This window comes from Streptomyces sp. NPDC025784, assembly GCF_055558435.1.
This window is the reverse complement of sequence record NZ_JBVHMN010000005.1, coordinates 13,880-29,719: the sequence shown is the minus strand read 5'-3', so window position 1 is coordinate 29,719 and position 15,840 is coordinate 13,880. Positions and strand designations below refer to the sequence as shown.

General features: G+C 68.8%; 12 protein-coding genes and 1 pseudogene. 6 read left to right on the top strand and 7 right to left on the bottom strand.

The annotated features are described in order from the left end of the window. Positions 1-351: 351 nt before the first annotated feature. Together ACZ4IF_RS13665 and ACZ4IF_RS13660 are read right to left on the bottom strand one after the other, a co-directional pair. Positions 352-1,221: a calcium-binding protein gene (locus ACZ4IF_RS13665; protein ID WP_467562400.1), complete on the bottom strand. Its 870-nt coding sequence runs from the start codon at positions 1,219-1,221 to the stop codon at positions 352-354. 633 nt (positions 1,222-1,854) lie between these two features. Further along, positions 1,855-2,418, bottom strand: coding sequence for a DinB family protein (locus tag ACZ4IF_RS13660; protein WP_467562398.1), 564 nt, complete (start codon positions 2,416-2,418; stop codon positions 1,855-1,857). Between the two features lie 388 nt (positions 2,419-2,806). Here ACZ4IF_RS13660 and ACZ4IF_RS13655 point away from each other — a divergent pair, with 388 nt between their 5' ends. Further along, the gene (locus ACZ4IF_RS13655) at positions 2,807-3,157 is read left to right on the top strand and encodes a VOC family protein (protein ID WP_366827529.1); all 351 of its coding nucleotides are present in this window, start codon (positions 2,807-2,809) and stop codon (positions 3,155-3,157) included. 221 nt (positions 3,158-3,378) lie between these two features. Continuing rightward, positions 3,379-3,987: an SUKH-4 family immunity protein gene (locus tag ACZ4IF_RS13650; RefSeq protein ID WP_467562395.1), complete on the top strand. Its 609-nt coding sequence runs from the start codon at positions 3,379-3,381 to the stop codon at positions 3,985-3,987. A gap of 62 nt (positions 3,988-4,049) precedes the next feature. On the opposite strand, the pseudogene ACZ4IF_RS13645 reads toward ACZ4IF_RS13650, so the two are convergent. After that, positions 4,050-4,152 (bottom strand): annotated as a pseudogene (locus ACZ4IF_RS13645) (IS5/IS1182 family transposase); the annotation flags it as partial. 392 nt (positions 4,153-4,544) lie between these two features. Between ACZ4IF_RS13645 and ACZ4IF_RS13640 the strand changes: the two are divergent. Beyond that, complete coding sequence (locus tag ACZ4IF_RS13640) at positions 4,545-5,045, top strand: hypothetical protein (RefSeq protein ID WP_467562394.1); 501 nt, start codon at positions 4,545-4,547, stop codon at positions 5,043-5,045. Positions 5,046-5,702: 657 nt separating this feature from the next. On the opposite strand, the gene ACZ4IF_RS13635 is transcribed toward ACZ4IF_RS13640, so the two are convergent. Then, the gene (locus ACZ4IF_RS13635) at positions 5,703-6,983 is read right to left on the bottom strand and encodes a M48 family metalloprotease (RefSeq protein WP_467562392.1); all 1,281 of its coding nucleotides are present in this window, start codon (positions 6,981-6,983) and stop codon (positions 5,703-5,705) included. A 619-nt stretch (positions 6,984-7,602) separates the two neighbouring features. Here ACZ4IF_RS13635 and ACZ4IF_RS13630 point away from each other — a divergent pair. Continuing rightward, positions 7,603-9,795: a SpoIIE family protein phosphatase gene (locus ACZ4IF_RS13630; RefSeq protein WP_467562390.1), complete on the top strand. Its 2,193-nt coding sequence runs from the start codon at positions 7,603-7,605 to the stop codon at positions 9,793-9,795. A 70-nt stretch (positions 9,796-9,865) separates the two neighbouring features. Here ACZ4IF_RS13630 and ACZ4IF_RS13625 read toward each other — a convergent pair whose 3' ends face one another. The 3 genes from ACZ4IF_RS13625 to ACZ4IF_RS13615 all read right to left on the bottom strand — a co-directional run bounded on the left by ACZ4IF_RS13625 (position 9,866) and on the right by ACZ4IF_RS13615 (position 13,380). Further along, entirely contained in the window at positions 9,866-11,050 is a 1,185-nt protein-coding gene (locus ACZ4IF_RS13625; RefSeq protein ID WP_467562388.1) for a beta-ketoacyl-[acyl-carrier-protein] synthase family protein, read from the bottom strand. Between the two features lie 599 nt (positions 11,051-11,649). Beyond that, positions 11,650-12,159 (bottom strand): lytic transglycosylase domain-containing protein, encoded by a 510-nt coding sequence (locus ACZ4IF_RS13620; RefSeq protein WP_467562386.1) that lies wholly within the window; start codon positions 12,157-12,159, stop codon positions 11,650-11,652. Between the two features lie 342 nt (positions 12,160-12,501). Then, complete coding sequence (locus ACZ4IF_RS13615) at positions 12,502-13,380, bottom strand: DUF3152 domain-containing protein (protein ID WP_467562384.1); 879 nt, start codon at positions 13,378-13,380, stop codon at positions 12,502-12,504. Between the two features lie 190 nt (positions 13,381-13,570). On the opposite strand from ACZ4IF_RS13615, the gene ACZ4IF_RS13610 reads away from it, so the two are divergent. Then, on the top strand, positions 13,571-14,260 hold the full coding sequence (locus tag ACZ4IF_RS13610; protein WP_467562382.1) for a response regulator: 690 nt from the start codon (positions 13,571-13,573) through the stop codon (positions 14,258-14,260). Continuing rightward, positions 14,257-15,840, top strand: coding sequence for an ATP-binding protein (locus tag ACZ4IF_RS13605; protein ID WP_467562380.1), 1,584 nt, complete (start codon positions 14,257-14,259; stop codon positions 15,838-15,840). Before ACZ4IF_RS13610 ends, ACZ4IF_RS13605 begins: the two co-directional genes overlap by 4 nt.

Sequence of the window (15,840 nt, the reverse complement as noted above, 5' to 3'; positions counted from 1 at the left end):
CGCGCTCCCGGTTCGCGTACAGTGCGTGGCGCGTCACCGGCGGCCCGAACCTGTCCGCACTGCCCCTGCTGACACTCCGCTGCCCTGAGGGATGGCGAGCGGTGGTACGGCAGCGGTGCAGCGGCTGCAGGACGTCTCCCTCGACGGTCAGCGTCGCAGTCCGCGCTGACCAGCTGAGCCGCTTTCCGCCGGCAGGCCGCAGCGCGCTCTGGCTGTCGGCCAGGGGGTCGACGTTCCAGCGACACCTGTAAATGGCGCTCCTGGGACTGCCGGAGTCCGGCGATTCAGCGGTCCCAGGAGACGCCCCCAAGAGGCGGGTCGCATCGGCCGCTCATGGTGATGCGTGCAGGTTCAGGAGCGCACATCGACGTAGTCGCCGGTGGCCTTGGCCGGCCCGGTGGTGTTGGTGCCGGTGAAGTTCCACCGCCAGTATCCGTCCTTGACGGCTTTGACCGTGGTGCGCAGGGTGCCGGTGCTGCTGGTCTTCACCGTGGCCACCGTGGTGTAGGTGTTGCTGTCCTTCGGGCGGAACTGAAGTTTCACGGACTGACCCGTGTATCCCGCATACCGGTAGGTGTCCCAATTGGCCCGCACGAGCTTGCCGGTCACGGTGATACGAGCGCCCTTGGCCACCGGTTCCGGTGCGGCGTTGACCGTGAGCTGCGCGGCACGCTTGAGCCCGAACGACGCCACGCCGCGGGCGAAAACCGAAACGCCGTCGTTGGTGTCGACCAAGGCGTCGACCGACCAGGTTCCCGCGTTGGCGTTGGCCAGGTCCACTGGGTCGTCGCTGCCCGGAGCAGGGTGGGCGTTGACGGTGAACCCCATCGTGCATGCGGTCGCGGACTCGCAGAACGCATCAGTGGTGTAGAAACCGCCGTGCGGCCCCTTCAGATCCACATCGGCGAAGGACAGGCCGGAGTCATCCGATCCAATGACCGTGACCGGGAACTGCACGTTGTGCGTGATACCCACGATGACGTCATGTCCGGAGTTGACGGTGGCGCCGCTGACCACAGGGTCGCTGGGCCCGGTACCGGACACGGCGTCGGCCGAGGCGCCGACCCCCGCCAGCAGGACGGCGACGGCCCCCACCACGACACCGCGGCTTGTGACGCGACCTACGGGCTTGCGCCGTCTGGCACGTGCGGCGGCGAAGTCCGGGGCGATGTCGCGCCCGCCGCGTTGTCCGTCGCCAGGTGGTACGGCGAAGCGGCTCATGGATCCTCCCAGGGATGACAGGCCTTGCTGCCGACCAGGCTGCGGACGACCGCAGTTGGTGGCGAGCGCAGGAGACCGATGTGTGTCGCTCCCTACGACTGCCGAACCCGCCCGATCGTTGCCCCCGAGCGGGCGGGAAAACAACCGGCCGCCCGCTCGGGGGAGTCGGACGATGGACGAGCACGAGACGGGTCCGGCACCCCTTCACGAGCGACCGGGCATCGGCTGTGCCGAAGTCACGAGGCAGAAAGAGCCGGTGCTGTCCTCGTGCCACTCAGCTACGAGATCTCCCAAGCCCCTGCGACCGTTCACGGTCGCCGGCAGGCAGCCTGCTTGTGCAGCCACCTACGTGCTGCTGCCTCTAGGACATCGTCCCGGTTCCAGGAGGCCGCGGGTGTGCGTGACTTCGCCGAGGGTGGGGTGACGACAATTGAAGCGCCCGCAAGACCAACCCTGCCAGACGATCTACACCTCAGACTGCCGCCCACCACCAGCACGAGCACCCCGAAAGACCCTCACGCCACCACCCCGATCAGCTACTTCGAGGCGGCACAGCTTCATTGAAGCTCGCAGCCACGGAGCGTCACGGAGTCCACATACGTTTCCGCAGCTCGATCGCTGGTCACCGGAACATCATATTCGGCGCGGTACGGCTCCGTCCTGCCAGCGGTAGAGGTCGCGCAGCAGGGAAATCTCGGCGCCGTGATGGATCAGCTCCCTGTTGACGTGCAGGACCCTGTTCTCCATGGGAAACCGCTCGGGACCCACCGTGGGCGGCTTCTCCAGGTCAGCGTCCGAAAGCTCGCGGACCCCCGCGTTCCATCTCCCGTACATCTCATCGAGCTGCTTCAGCGCCTCGTCGGCGGTCCCCGCGTAGGCGAATGTCTCGGAGTCGACGTCCTGGCCGCCGAAATACCATCCGACTCGATAGCCCAGGCACGAGACGATGATGTGCGCCAGCCGCCAGGCAATCGTGGTCACCGGCGCCGGCTCCGGGCCAGGGGACGCGAGATCCATCGTCCATTCCCCCGAACCTTCCGACATCGGTGCGGCCGACGTGCCACGTGGGCGGATACTCCAGCAGCCACGCACCGGCTCCCAGAAGTACTCCTCGTCGGTAAGACCGTCCAGCCGCGGCCGCAGGTTCTTGTGCCAGTACCAGTCCAGCTGCTCCGCGAGCCGCTCGCTTCTTGTCATTTCCGCACACTACATACAACAAAGACCTGGCTGCGACCCTCACGGACGCCGTCGCCGGCCGTGGCCGCGAGACCGTACCGCACCGGGACATGACGCTGCGGGCTGATGTTCCCTTCGGGCCGCGCCGCCGCCAGCGGCTGTTTGACATTGGCAACCCGGTTTGTCGGGTCGGGTTCAATGGCCACCCGCATCTGCCTTCCCCAGTGTGCACCCAGACCTGCTCGCTGCGTCCGAGCACGGTCAAGAGCTGTCCCATGAGGATCTTTGGTGTCCGTTGGCATTCAGGGCGGTCGCCGTGTCATCGAGCCCGGAGCAGGATTTTCTTGGCCTTGGCGTGACAGGATCCCGGGGACTCGACCGCCAGCACGTCGATGAAGCGGAGCCAGCCATGATCAGCGGTGCCCATGTCATCCTCTACAGCCAGGACGCCGAGGCGGACCGTGCCTTCATCCGTGACGTCCTCGACTTTCCCGGCGTCGACGCGGGCGGCGGCTGGCTCATCTTCAAGCTGCCACCGGCCGAAGTCGCCGTGCACCCGACCGATGGCCCGCCCCAGCACGAGTTCTACCTGATGTGCGACGACCTCGATTCCCAGCTCGGCGAGTTCCGCGCCAAGGGCGTTGAGATCACCCGACCGGTCAGTGAACAACGCTGGGGCAGACTGACTGCGATCCGGCTCCCCAGCGGCGCCGAACTCCCCCTGTACGAACCGCTGCACCCCATCGCCCACGGCCTGTGACTCCACAGCACTCAACACGGCCCACCGCACGACGTTCAGATGCTGTGTCAGCGTCATTTGATGCCTGCTGCGAGGAAGTGGGATCCTGCAAGAGGGGGAGTCGGCGGGGTGGAATCGGAGTCGCCGGCAGCGCCTCGATCCGCAACGCTGTCGTGGTGGTCGCTTCCGTCCACCAAGAGTCCCACGGTGCGCGTGCCGCCGCGGAGTCCGGAGTCCTGGCAGTGCTTTTCGACGTCACCCGCAGTGAACTCGTCGACATCTTCGGCGAGGACCGGCTCGCGACCACCCCCGCCACCGCGTTTCCGTCCGCCGCCGCGGACACCGAGGGCGCCCGCCTCCTCCAGACCGTCGGCGTCCCCACCGGGACGCTCCTGCTGCGTCAGCCCGGCGAGGACGACGGCCTGCTGCCCCTCGTCCAGGACGTCCTTGACATCGAGAACTTCGAGGAGGGCACGGGTCACTGGCCCGTCATCGGCTGGCTGCTCAACGCGCACCTCACTCTCGATCCCGTATCCGGCAAGGTGCATGCCTTCGACCCTGACGAGGAGACCGTGCGGGAACTCCACACGGACGTCTCCTCCCTCGTCCATGTCACCCTCCGGTTCCAGCGCCTGCTCGAGGAGTTCACCTTCAGCGGCGACGACGGCGACGAGGAAGCAGACTTCGAGCGCCTGAACGGCGAGGTCGATCGCGTCCGTGAGGACACGAGCAGCAAAGACCCGCTTCCCTTCCAGGACGATGAGACCGTCTGGTCGACGGTGGGCGACGAGATCGCCATGGGCCAGCGCTTCAAGGGCCACAGCCCGGGAGCCCGCTCGCTCCGCGGGTGATCCCCGGCCGATGCCGCCCACGGACCTGACAGTCTCCGCGGTGGGCAGGCCGGCTTCCTGCGGACAGAGTTGATCGCGCACCGCGACCGGTCGGGCTTGCCGCACATGCCGAGCTCGTCGAGGACGAGACGGTGGAGCCGGGCCCGCCACGCGTGCCCGGGTCCACCGGGCCAAGTGCTGGTAGACCGAGGGTGATACCGGCGCACCGCAGGCGGCCCTGCTGTTTATCTGCCGATGCCGCGTGCTCCTCCACCGCTGTGCACCCGCCAACACTGCGTACCCCTCTGCACCTCGCGACCCGCGACCGTATGCTGACCCGGATTTACGGGGCCGAAGGATGGGTGAGGGTTGGCGTGATGGGACGTCTTCGGGCGAGGGCCGCCGCGGCGGCTGTGGCCGCGCTCGCTTCGGCCGCGCTCGCTTCGTGTGCGGGAGATGCGGGAGATGCGCGCTCCGCCGAGCCTCGCGGCAGCAAGTCCGCATCGCCACAGCGGCAGGCTCCCGCCTCGCCGTCGCAGAAGTCGCGGCAGGCGCAAGTGGAGCGGCACCGTCAGAGTGTGCTCAGCGAGATCGCCACGGGTGACGACAGCCCCGACCGCGCGGGCTTGAGTCCGGTGAGCGTGGGGGCCAAGAGCACGGTGTTCTTCTGGATGACGACCGACGCCCGCTCCTGTTCCGCGCTTTACGGCGGGACGGCCAGCTCGTCATCGTGTACGACGAAGCCCGACGACGTCATCAGTCCCGCGTCGGTGCTGAGCCGACTCTACGAAGGAGATGTGTACAGCGCGCGGAGTGGGTACGGGCTCATCATCGAGGCCGACAGAGAGACCGTTCGGTCGCTCTCCTGCGGTGACGAGCGCCTCGCCGTGAGAAGGGTTCGTGTCATCGAGGCCGGTGACGCGACCCGCACGATCTATGGGGTGGAGCTCGACGGACGCGCTGCCGGGATCTTGCGGGCCGAGGTCGTGCGGGCCGACGGCCGGCACACGGAGACGCTCCCTCTCGGAACCACGGCCGAGGAGGTCGAAGGCCTGGACGGCTGGCAGGTCTGCGCCTAGCGTCCTGCGCCGCCGTCGGCAGAAGTGGGCGAGGGAGTCGAGCATTTCCTCGGATGTCTTGGTTCAGATGAACGGCTTTGGGTCTTCGTTGCGGTCCTTGACCCATGCACGGATGTCGGCTTCGAGGGCCTGAAGGGCGGGCCACGACGTGAGATCAGTGGCTTTACGCCGAGATCCCGGACCGGGCGGCAGTACTTGTCGTGGTCGTACCCGCGGTCCGCAGGACCGCATCAGGGCGGCGCCGGGGCCGGCAGCGCTCGCGGGTGTGGGAGACGCTGCACAGCCGACGCCACTCAGCGGGGCGTCCGCGCTTCACCACCGCTGTCCGGGCCCGATCACTGTGAGTCCCACCTGCTCAGCGAGCCAGTGCGCGTACGGCTCCCTCATCCGAGATCCTGTCGGCAATGACGACGGCGAGCCGGGATCCCTGTACGTCGGCTTGCGGGGCGCATGCTGTCAGCTGCTGTGACAGCGCGGCCGGCCCGTCCGTATCCGGCATGAAAAGACCCTGTGCCCGTGAACGCGAGAACAGGGTTTTTCACCGAGCGCCGGGCAGGCCCTGCACCTGCATCTCCCCGCAGGAAGCGGGACGTCTTTCCTTGGACCACCAACGCATCACGGACCAGCGCGACTTCCGCCGACCAGCAGAAACAGCGCCTAGCAGTTGGCTGCGTTGCGCAGTTCGGCGGTGATCAGGTCGCGGATCGGCTCCAGCTCGACTTCGATGGCCTGTGTCTCCTCGTCGCTCACGTAGACCGCCGCCTGCGGCACGTTCAGTGCGCGGATGTATCGGAGGCGTAGACGGGCGGGAGGTGTTTCGCCGTCGCGGAGGCGCGACACGTGCAGGCGGCGTTCCCGCTCGGTGTCGGGTACCGATGTCACGGCGTCGCGTAGCTGTGGCCATATGTCGGTGGTGCTGCGAGCCGTCCGTGCAAGAGCGGCGAGGGCGGTTTCTCGGAGCAGCAGGGCCCGGAGCAGTTCCTCGGCCGAGTCGGAGGAGGCGGTACGGGCGGCCGCTTCGTCGGCCCGGTATTCGGTCAGTTCTCCGGACTGTTCGCTGAGCCGGTTCAGCAGGCGGTGGAGCAGGAGGGCGCCCTGGGCCAGTGTGTCCTGGAGCGGCGCGGCAAGGGCCGCCCCCATGTTGGTGGTGCTGTTCTGGCGGCCCATTGCGGTCGCCCCTGCGTCGAAGACGTGCGAGTCCAGTGCCTCCATGCGCGCCTTGTCGGCTGCGGGGCTGGAGCGCACGACGTCGGCCCAGGTGGAGAGCGCGTCCAGCGCTGTCTCGATCCACGCCGTGCTCAGTCCCGTCCCGGCGTTGCGTCCCAGGTCGTGGCCGAGGAGGGCGAGGCGCTGATCGGTCGTCAGGACCTCCCACAGAGGCAGTCCGAGTACCAGTACGCGCCGTCGACGCAGCCCGACCCGGATGCAGCGCGAGCCGTAGCCCTGGTCCACGGCGATCGCGTCCACCCGCCGGATTCCGGTGACGGCGGCGACCCGGTCCACGAGCGCGTGGAGCACGGGTGCGGCAGTACGGGACAAGGTGTTTCTCGGCAGCTTGCCGGGACGCGGCCGCAGGACCAGCGCGAGGACGAGCGCCAAACCGCCCGCGAGCCGCTGTGGCCAGTTCGCTCCGGCCGCAACCAGCCACACTCCCGTAACCGTCAACGCGACGGTGACCAGGTTGACCGCCGTGGCGAGGACGAACGCCGCCCACAACGGCGGCCGGAACCAAGCCTTTCGTGTGCCCCGGGACAAGACCCGGCGCAATATCCGCTCCTGCCGCTCCTCCCTGCGCGCTCCACCACGCCCCGCATCTGCGTTGTCGGCCAGGGGGTCGACGTTCCAGCCGCAGGCGGGGCACCACACGCTGAAGCGGGAGTCCAGCTCCGGCAGGCTTTGACGGCATCGAGGGCATACCGGGTCCTGTTCATGGTCCATGAACGACGATCATGGTTCGGTGCGGCCCCCGCCGGAACACCTGGGCACCGGCCTTTGCCAAGCCCTGACACCAGGTGAGGCGGTCCAGAGCATACGGACCAGTACGCGTCGCAGACGACAGTGCACGGTCGTCGGCAGGCAGTCTGCTGGAGCAGCCACCCATGTGCCGCCGCCAGGACATCGTCCCGGCTCCAGGAGGCCGGGGCTGGCGTGACTTCGCCGAGGTGGGGCGGGGGAGAGGTGACGACAATCGAACTTGCGCCCGCGCCCCGGGCGGCTGCGAGCATGTGCGGGCGGTCGGTCGGACCCTCGACGTCCACCCACGGCAGGGTCGCTCAAGGTGAGCCCGAGACTGCCCGGCTTGTCCGAACGCGGATTGTCCGCTGCTCCGAGTGCAGTGGATCAGTTACGGCCCGTGGTTACGGCGACGCAGGGTATGCGCCCGTGACTACCTGCTTGCCTGCCTCTGCTCGCCCTTGCCCCGTTTTCCTCACCCCTTCGGCGAAGACGGCCTTTGTGCTATCCAGGAGGTGTGCGGTAGGGGATCTCGGGGCTCCCTCGCACGGACTCGGGAATGCCTCTCCGGCGTGTGCCGGAGTCAGCGAGCTGAGTGACCTGCATGGACTCCACACCCTCCGCTTCGTCCGCCTCACCGTTCGACATGGTCAGCGGTGCCCTGGCGGACTACCTCCGCGGGGCCGGATCCACGGCGGCCACCGGTCCTGCCGCCGCGCGGAGCGACCCGGGGCCCCCTCGGCCCGTGGCTGAGGTCCCGGAGAACGGGGGTCAGGAACAGATCCTCGGGGCGGTCAACCTCGACCGGGATCTGAAAGTCATCAGCTGCAATCTGGACGCTGCTCCTTTTGCGGGGGTGCACCTCGCGCCGAAGGCCGATTTCGCCGAACTGTTGCCTCCCGGGGACGTACCGACGGTCACACAGCGGTTGCGGAAGGTTCTCGAGACGCAGGAGCCGCACGTCGCCCGGGTCCAGCGCTTGAGGCGGGACGACGGGACGGAGTTGGTGGTCTCGATGAGCATCCTGCCGGCCGCAGCACCGCGGGGAGGCCTGACGGTCTCCCTGATCGCCATGGCCAAGCGGCTGCACCTCTACGCCTCCGCGACCGCGATCGGGACGTCACTGGACATCGGCGAGACCGCGCAGTCCCTGGCCCAGTCACTGCTGGCCTGGGGGGACGTGGCCGCCGTGGATCTCGATTTCGCCGTGTGGACGGGAGAGGCCGTCACCGGGCACGCGCAGGAGCGCATCCGGCTCCGGCGGGCGGCTCTGGTCCCGGACCGGGCCTGGCCTGAGGGGTATCTGACCTGCGGGGACGACCTTCCCCGTGAAGCGAGCCGTCTGCTGGTCGGCGCGGTCACGCGCGACGACGTCCCGCAGGCCATCGTCATTCCCGACCGCGAGGCGATCGAGCGGGTGCTCAGCGATCCACGGTTGGCGCGTGCCTTGGTACCTGGTGACCGACCGGCGAGCGTCGCCTGCATACCGCTGGTCGTGGACGGGCCGAACGGCACACCGGGGCCCATCGTGCTGGGAGTGACGGAGGTCTGGCGGAGGCCGGAGCGCCTCTTCCGGGACAGCGAACTGCTCGACCTGCAAGAGCTCGTGGCCAAAACCGCGCGTCACGTGGACCTGGCCCGTCAGCATCAGCGTGAGCACGCCCAGGTCCTGGCCTTGCAGCGCCGGCTGCTACCACGGCCCGGCAGCGACACCATCGAGGTCGCCACCGTCTATCAACCCACCACTCCCGACAGTGCGGGCGTCGGCGGTGACTGGGTGAACAGCTTCCCGCTGCCGTGCGACCGGACCGCGCTGGTGGTCGGTGACGTCGTAGGGCATGGCCTGGGGGCCACGGCGGCCATGGGCCAGCTGAGCGTGGAGGCCCGGGCACTGCTGTCGGCGGGGCTGGGCCCCGGGGAAGTACTGGAGCGTCTGGACGAGACGGTCACGCTCCTGGACGACTCGGACGCGGGCCTTGCGGCCGGCTACAGCGCGCTGGGCTCGACCTGCTGCATCGCCGTCTACGATCCGATCGACCACCGGGTCGTGATGTCCAACGCGGGCCACCTGCCCCCGGTCCTCGTCCATCCCGACGGGTCCGCCGTGACCATCACGACACAGCCTCACCCGGGCCTGGGCACTGAGTTCGCCGTGCGGGAGCCGTTCGAGGTGCAGGAGTTCACCGCGCCGCCCGGCTCGCTTCTCGCCCTCTACACCGATGGCCTGGTCGAGCATCAGGAGGCCTCCATCGACGACGGCATCAGCCGTCTGACAGACATGGTGCGCGCGATGCATCCCTGGGACGATCTGCAGCAGACTGCGCGTCGCATGGTCGCCGATCTGCCCCCGCAGGGGCACCGGCGCGACGACGTGACGCTGCTGCTCGCCCGTATGGCCGGCCGCCGCAGCCAGGACACCGCGACCTGGCGGCTGCCCGCCGGCGACGACACGGCCGCACGCGCCCGCACCCTGGCCCTGTCTCCCCTACGGCGATGGCGTGTCAGCGACCACGCCCAGGACAGTGCCCTGCTGGTGATCAGCGAACTGGTCACCAACGCCGTCCTCTTCGGCTCCGGGCCCGTTTCGGTGCGGCTGGTGAAAGCCGGCCGCCGCCTGACGTGCGAGGTCGGCGACAGCGGAACCGGCCGACCGCGGCTGCGCCACGGTGGGGCACTCGACGACAGCGGGCGCGGCCTGCAGGTCGTCCACAAGCTCACCACGCGCTGGGGAGTGCGGTGGACCGACACCGGCAAGTCCGTCTGGGCGGAACTGGACGATCAGCGCACGCGGAGATGAGCGTGGCGCGCTTCGACCGGGTGAGGGGGCGGAAGGCAGTGTCACTCGCACCACGTGATGGGGGCGGAAGTCAGAGCCACTCGCCCTCCACGGCCGTGGCTGTCAGCCCGGGCGCGGCCGCGTACAGCACGGTGCGGCTGCCTGATTTCTGGCCGGCGTCGTGCGCGCGCCGCAGGATGTCCAGCACGGCCGCACCGCCGCGGTTGCCGGTCCTGTAGCTGTCCCGGCTGTAGTCCAAAAGCCCCGTCGGCCACTCCTCGGGCATCGTCTGTTCCATGTACTCCATCACCCGGGTCCCACCGGGGTGGGCGAGCAGCAGGTCGGGGTGCCACGGGTGCTCGTCGTCCTGGTGGCGTATGCGCAGCCACTCCCACATCGCCGTGACCGTCTCCTGCACGGCGCGCGGTCCGCGGCGGTCCATCACGAAGTGCGTGCCGTCGGTCCGAGTGTCCAGCCGGTGCAGGTCCGAGGTTCCGGGCAGGGTGTGATGCCAGACGGCGTCCAGCCGCAGTATCGATTCCGTCCTGGGGTGTCCGGTGACCACCGCTGCCACGGCGGTGTCCGCGAACAGCAACCGGACGATGAGCGATTCCAGCGTGTCGTCGGCGGGCTGATAGGTGGTGCTCAACGCCTCCGATATCACCACCAACACCACCCGGTCCGGGTCCACGGCGACCAGATCAGCCGCCAGCGCCAAGGATCGGGTCCCGGCGATGCAGGCCCATTGGCTGGCCGGCAGCAGCAGCACGTCGCCGCGCAGCGGAAGGCGGTTGAGCAGGGACAGGTCCAGCCCCGGCAGAGCCGGGGTGGTGGAGTGACTGGTGATCAGACAGTCGACGTCAGCGGCGTGCAGCCCGGCGATCCCGAGAGCCTCACGGGCCGCGCGCTCCGCGTATGTCTGCACGGCCGCCCAGGCCGGCGCGGTGCGCTCCTGGATCGTCTGCCGCGCCGGTATCGCCTCCAGGGCAGCGATCGCCCGCTCCACCTGCCGGTCGCTGAACCCGCCACGGGCCAGCGCTTCACGAGCCGGACCAACGCCCGGAGTTCGCAGGCCGCTCCCACTGCTGGGGGCGACAGCCGTATGCAGCGGCAGCATCCACCCTCGCGAGGAGATCCCCGTACTCGCGGCGATGCCGTCGATCCGCGGAAGCCAGGGGGCCTGCGGGTGCCGACCGCGCACCTCCGCAAGGATCTGGTCGGTCTCCACGGCATGCTCGCCGTGTACTACGGCGGGAGGACACAGGTAGGCGTCCACAACACGCCCCTTTCTTCGCACTACTTGACGGCGCGAAACGGCCGAAACCTGCCCAAATCAAGCAGACCAGGGTCAAGACGCCGCACTAGCACTGTACTTCGCATGGGCTGCACAGTGGCTGCAGTGAACGAGGAAGCCAGGAAAGCCGGGTGCACGGCTGTGCCGGGCCGAGCCTGCCGGCTGGTCACCCTCGGGCGCGCGACCGCGTTTCCCAGATCGCTCACGCACAGCGCGAATCGGTCTCCACCGCACTCGGCCGGCCTCGACGCGCTGCTCAAGCGTCGGACGGCGCGTCGCCCCCCGGGACCGTCATCGTCGCGCCGCCGATGAGGCCGTGGGCCGCACCGTACATGGTGCGTGGACGTTGCAGGTACGACGTCAGGCGGCAACGTCGGCAGGGAAGTCCAGGGCGGTCAGCATGATGCCGCCGGCTTCCGGGGCTGCGGAGACGGCTCACGGAGTCGCGACAGCGGCAGACATGCCGGGCGAGTGCTGCCCAGGACGGTCACTGGAAGCCCGCCATGCGCTCGCGAGGCGCGAATGCGACGGGAGAAGGGACGCGTGCACCGAAATCCGCAACTCGTAGTCAGACGGGATCCTCACTTGGAATGCGGCGCCTCCGTGTTCATCGCACTTCCGGCGTCGCGCGGCCCACCACTCCTGGCCAGGGCCGCGGTGGCTCGGCTCCGATGAGCTCGAAAACGGCGCAGGTACGACCGTGCCATGGGACCCGGCGGCACACCTCGGGCGAACAACAGCATGTTGCGTTCACCCGCGTTGTAGCCCAGGGCCAGCAGTTCGTCGCGGCCGAGGCGGCGAACGTGCCGCTCGGGGAGATTCCGGTCGAGGTCCTTCAAGTGAAGCGCCGCGGCATGGATGGCGAAAGCAGGGTCATCACGAAGGTCGTGCCACCGCTGGGACAGGCCGTGCCTGCGCCGGACCTGCTCGAACGTGGCACGGTGCATATTGGCCACCCCGAACGACGCCCCGGGTTTCCACCACTGCCACAACCGCTCCAACAGCGGGTGGTGCGGCTTGTACGCCTCGTTGTGCAGCACCGTCATCACGAGCAGAGGGGACACACCGGCCGCCTCTGCACTGCGCGCCACACACTCGGCGTAGTGGGCCGGGTCATAATCACCCGGCCGCAACGGAGGTGTCCGGGCCTCACCATCGTCCAGCGCATCCGACTCCGACCGCGGCACCGCCGCCGATGGATCAGCCATCCCATCGCTCCCCTCTCCTGCCGACCGCCCTCGCCCGGACGGCGAACTGTCCACGATTTCGTACTGCACGTGCCCGCGTGGTGCGCCCTCAATCCAGGGCCTGGCCACATGTCATGCACCCCCGCGGGCTTGCTGCACCGGTTTGTGGCCGCTTCGAAATCCGGAAGGAGGGGGAGCGCGTCGGACACCGATGAGCAGCCGCCCACACGGGCAGCACCTGCCGGTTCACTGCACGCGCGGCCCGGTGACGAAGTGACCGTCTTCGTCGTAGGGCCAGGCGTTGGCGATGCATCCGTGCAGACCCTTGATCTGCTGCATCATCACGGGGGCCAGGTGACCGGGGGCCCCGCAGGTCCTGTGCGTGTGGCCGAGGAAATGCCCCATCTCGTGGTTGATGATCAACGCCCGGTAATCATGGATCGGCCCGTCGAAGGTGGGCGAGCCCTTGACCCAGCGCTTGAGGTTCACCACCACCCCGGCGGGGACCTCGCAGTTGTATTCGCCGTGCGTGTTCTGGTGAATGCCCGCCCAGCACAACGCGTCCGTCGTCCCCGGAGTCGCGATCGTCACCGTGAGGTCGTGCGGCTGTCCCGCGCTCACCCGTTGGAACGAGTAGGACGGGTTGTGGGTCCAGCCACGAGGAGCGGCGAGTATGTCGGCGATCTCGTCCGCCGATCGGGCCGGTGAGATGTCGAGCCCGGTCTCCACCTTCACCACGTACCGCAGTGGACGCGAGCCGTCACCGACCCTCGCGCCGCCGGCCCGCGCGGTGACGAACGTGCCGGTGCCCGTCGAGGGGACGTCGATCTCCGTCGGCGTTGGGGTGGGAGTCGGATTTTGGGTCGGAGGGCTTGGAGTGGGAGTGGGAGTGGCGGTTGCCGAGCTCCGCGGGTGCGGCGCACGGCTCGACGCGTCGTTTTGCCCGTCAAGGAAGAATGGGGCGGAGCCGAGCAGGCCCGTGGCCACCAGTGTGCCGACCAGATACGTGCGCCCCTGGCGGCGCGGGCGGCCCCGACGGTGCGCGGGCCGGTGACTGACATCGCGGTGGGAGACCAAGGCGCCGTCAGTGGTCGATGAGTGTTCCCGGTGTCGTGCCGATTGCATGGCAACTCAAGCTGGTCACACCAGATGATCGCCATGAGCTCGGAAAATCACGGAACGATAACGAGCGGTACTCGGTCGGTTCAGCGGGTTGCCCGCCCAGCGAGACGCGGATGTGACCCTTGTGTAACAGCGCCCTACAGGGACTCCTGCGCAGATCAGCAACCGCACGGGATCTGCTTAGACTGTCGAAGTGCCGCGAGTCCTTATTGTCGAAGACGACCCTGATGTCCGTACGGCCGTCCAGCTCGGGCTGCGACACCAGGGGCATGAAGTGTTCGCCGCAGAGACGGGTGAAGAGGCGTTGGAGCAGCTTCACCCCTCCCACCCGGACGTGGTCGTACTCGACCTCATGCTGCCCGGCATGTCCGGGCTCGACGTATGCCGGCGGATCAGGCAGCGCGACCAGGTCCCGATCATCATGGTGACCGCCAAGGGCGACGACATCGATGTCGTCGTGGGGCTGGAGGCCGGAGCGGACGACTACGTGGTCAAGCCTGTGCGGGCCCGGGTACTCGACGCGCGAATACGGGCCGTGCTGCGCCGACAGGACGCCTCGGTGTCCGACGCCGTCCGCCCCAGGACGGAATCGCACGGTGAGCTGGCCATCGACCGCGCCGGGCTCGTGGTGACACACCGAGGCCAACCCGTCGCGCTCGCCCCCTCCGAGCTTCGACTCCTGCTGACCCTGTCGGCCTCGCCCGGCCAGGTGTTCAGTCGCCAGCAGCTGCTGGAAGCAGTCTGGGAGCACAGCTACTACGGAGACATACGACTCGTGGACGCCTGCGTGAAGCGACTGCGAAGCAAGCTCGGCGAGCCGGCCGGAGGTCCCCGACACATCCAGACCGTGCGCGGCTTCGGTTACCGCTTCGGCCCCTCGTGAGCGGCCAGGAATCCGCAGGGGCACGCGAGCGCAAAGCCGCCGCGGCCTCTGATCGCCCCAAGCTGACGAGGATCCACAAGGCAGTCCTCGCGAAAGTCCCGCTGCCTCTGCGCGGCCTGCGCTCCCGCCTGGTGGTGGCCTTCGTCCTGGTCGCCGCGGCCAGTGCCCTGAGCACTGGAGCCGTCGCCTTCCGGGAGGCGCGTACGGGGGTGCTGCAGCAGAGTCAGGACTCGGTCATCCGGCAGTTCCGGACCAGCGTCGACGCCGTGGCTGCCGGCGTCCCCCCGACACCCAGCCAGAAGGGCCTGCAGAAAGCCGTGAATCAGGTCCTCCACGCCAACCAGTCACCAGGGAGACAGGTACTGGCCACGAACGGCAGCCTCCGCGCCTCCGCGCCGAGCGCCGACTTCGACAGGATCAGCACGGAACTGCGCCGGTCCGTGGACACCAAACGCGCCGCGGTATTCCAGCGGGTGAACGCCGACGGACACCCCTACCTCGTCGTAGGAATGCCGATCACCTACACCGACGGCCAAGGCACACGGACCCGGCTCTCAGGGACCGTGATGTACCTGGTCGTGCCACAGAACACCGAACAGGCCTACGTCGAAGCGATGGTCAGCGCCATCGAGCACGCCACCCTGGTGGCACTCGGCCTCGCCGTCGTGCTGGCACTGCTGGCCGCCCGAGGCGTGCTGCGCCCCGTACGGGCGTTGCGCCGCGCAACACGTCGGATGACCGAGGGGCACCTCGACGTCCGACTGGCCGTCGACGGCTCCGACGAACTGGCCGACCTCTCGCAATCCTTCAACCACATGGCGACAGCCCTGGAGGACTCGGTCGCGGAGTTGCGCCGCCTGGAAGCCCAGGCCCGCCGCTTCGTCTCGGACGTCTCCCACGAACTGCGGACCCCACTGGCGGCGATGTCCGCGGTCACCGATGTGCTGGACGAGAACGCGCCGCACTTGAACCGCGACACCGGTGAGGCACTGCGGCTCATCAGCGAGGGGACCAATCGGCTGAGCGGCCTGGTCGACGACCTGATGGAGATCTCCCGCTTCGACGCGGGGGCGGCCGAACTCAGCCTCGACGACATCGACCTGGCCGAATGCGCACAGCGCACCCTCGCCGCTCGGGGGTGGCAGGACCGAGTGGAGAGCCATCTGCCCCCACCGGGCGTCCTCCGCACGCGCGTGGACCCGCGCCGTGTCGACGTGGTGATCGCCAACCTGGTCGGCAACGCGCTGCGGCACGGGGCGCCGCCCGTGCGGCTGGCCATGGACGTGAGAGCGGAGCGGCCGGGTGTGGCGTGGGCCGTCATCGAGGTGACCGACAACGGACCCGGCATCGGCGAGGAAGCCATGCCGCACATCTTCGAGCGCTTCTACAAGGCGAGCACCACACGGACCAGAAGCGAGAGCAGCGGACTGGGCCTGGCCATCACGGCCGAGAACGTGCACCTGCACGGCGGACGCATCAGCGCCGCCAACCGCGCCGGGGGCGGAGCAGCGTTCACGATCGAACTCCCCCTGCACCGTGACATCCCAGCCGTCGACGACTCCGCCGGGGGTGCCTGGTGA

Excerpts from the sequence above, each read along its gene's own strand:
- ACZ4IF_RS13665 (WP_467562400.1), bottom strand. The coding sequence starts at position 1,221 with ATGAGCCGCTTCGCCGTACCACCTGGCGACGGACAACGCGGCGGGCGC.
- ACZ4IF_RS13660 (WP_467562398.1), bottom strand. The coding sequence starts at position 2,418 with ATGACAAGAAGCGAGCGGCTCGCGGAGCAGCTGGACTGGTACTGGCAC.
- ACZ4IF_RS13655 (WP_366827529.1), top strand. The coding sequence starts at position 2,807 with ATGATCAGCGGTGCCCATGTCATCCTCTACAGCCAGGACGCCGAGGCG.
- ACZ4IF_RS13635 (WP_467562392.1), bottom strand. The coding sequence starts at position 6,983 with ATGGACCATGAACAGGACCCGGTATGCCCTCGATGCCGTCAAAGCCTG.
- ACZ4IF_RS13630 (WP_467562390.1), top strand. The coding sequence starts at position 7,603 with ATGGACTCCACACCCTCCGCTTCGTCCGCCTCACCGTTCGACATGGTC.
- ACZ4IF_RS13615 (WP_467562384.1), bottom strand. The coding sequence starts at position 13,380 with ATGCAATCGGCACGACACCGGGAACACTCATCGACCACTGACGGCGCC.